The sequence below is a fragment of the Polynucleobacter sp. 78F-HAINBA genome (genome assembly GCF_018882325.1).
Lineage (GTDB): Bacteria > Pseudomonadota > Gammaproteobacteria > Burkholderiales > Burkholderiaceae > Polynucleobacter.
In genome coordinates this window covers 1-1,436 of the sequence record NZ_JACVOQ010000018.1, presented here as the reverse complement: position 1 = coordinate 1,436, position 1,436 = coordinate 1, and the positions used below count along the sequence as shown (strand labels likewise).

General features: G+C 46.8%; 1 protein-coding gene. It reads right to left on the bottom strand.

The window, feature by feature from the left end; translation table 11 throughout:
- Window positions 1-31: 31 nt before the first annotated feature.
- Window positions 32-1,383 (bottom strand): IS3 family transposase gene (locus ICN11_RS10610; RefSeq protein WP_370623632.1). Its coding sequence is split into 2 segments (ribosomal slippage): window positions 32-921 and window positions 921-1,383, totalling 1,353 coding nucleotides; the frame shifts between segments, so codons are not numbered across the junction.
- Window positions 1,384-1,436 lie beyond the last annotated feature (53 nt).

The window sequence follows — 1,436 nt, the reverse complement described above, 5'->3', positions numbered from 1 at the left end:
TGAACTGACCCCCAGTAGTTGGACGGTTTAGTTAGGTTAGCACGAGGGATTGAGTTCGGTATTGCACCGGGCTCAATCCCTTTAGTTTTTGTTTGATTCGATCGTGGTTGTAGTAGTGGATGTATTCCTTTAGCCCCGCTTTAAACGACTGCACACTCTCAAACTTCTCTTGATAGAAGAACTCGGTCTTCATAATCCCAAACCAGTTTTCCATAACCGCGTTATCCAAGCAATTACCTTTTCTAGACATACTCTGAGTAATGCCTTGCTTACGTAAAGCCTCTTGATACAACCCCATTTGGTATTGCCAACCTTGATCGGAGTGCAACAGCAGCTTATCCGTTGACCTTAGTTGCTTAAAAGCCTTTTGGAGCATCTGCATGACCGAACTGATCTGTGGTCTGTCGGCAATCTCATAAGAGATGATCTCCTGATTGTATAAATCTAAGATGGGCGAGAGATAAACCTTCTCACCCTTGATATTGAACTCGGTGACGTCGGTCACCCACTTTTGGTTGGGCGCTTTGGCTACAAAGTTGCGCTCTAACAAGTTGGGGGCTGCCTTGCCAATGCCCCCTTTATAAGACTGATAGCGCTTGGGGCGCACGGTGGATTTAAGCCCTAGTTGTCCCATGAGCTTTTGCACTGTCTTGTGGTTTAAGTATTGATGTTGATTGCGTAGCTCTAAGTGCACTCGCCGATAGCCATAGCGACCCTGATGGACATTGAAGATCTGGGTAATATGGTCTTTAGTGTCCCGATAAGGATCAGCTTTACTACTGGCCTCTCGCCAGTAGTAATACACGCTCTTAGCCATTTTGGCGATCAGCAGTAAGTCTAATAAACGGTAATGCTGCCTTAGCTCAGTAATTACTTGAGCTTGTTCTCTTTTACAGCTTTGCTCTGAGCTAAGGCTTCTAACTTTTTTAGGTAGGCAGCCTCCGCTTCGGCATACTCCAGACGTCTTCGTAACTCTGCAGGCGTGAGTTCCGAGATGGGCTTTTTGAGCAATGCTTTGATATTAAATTGGGACATAGGCTGTTGTCCTCTCTGTCGATTGGCAAGGGCTGTAATACCGCCTTCATTGTAGAGTTTTTGCCATCGCAATACAGTGCTCATGCTACGGATACCAAAGTGGGCCGCAGCTGGTCTGGCCGATACTTGGTGCTTGGCCATGTACTGCAGCACTTCGAGCTTGAACTGGGGAGGGTGACGTTGATGGTCTGGAGCAAGGCCATCAGGGCCATGCGCTTGATAGGCTAAAGACCAGTCTCGGACCTGCGAGTGATTAACTGCAAATAAGTGAGCAACCCGTTTTTGACCGCCTGACTTTAAAAACTCCTTAACTACCTTTAGTTTGAACTGCTTGTTGTACTTGCTCATAAAACAAAACCCCCTTGGTTGGACATAGCGTCCAACTTTTGGGGGTCAGTTCA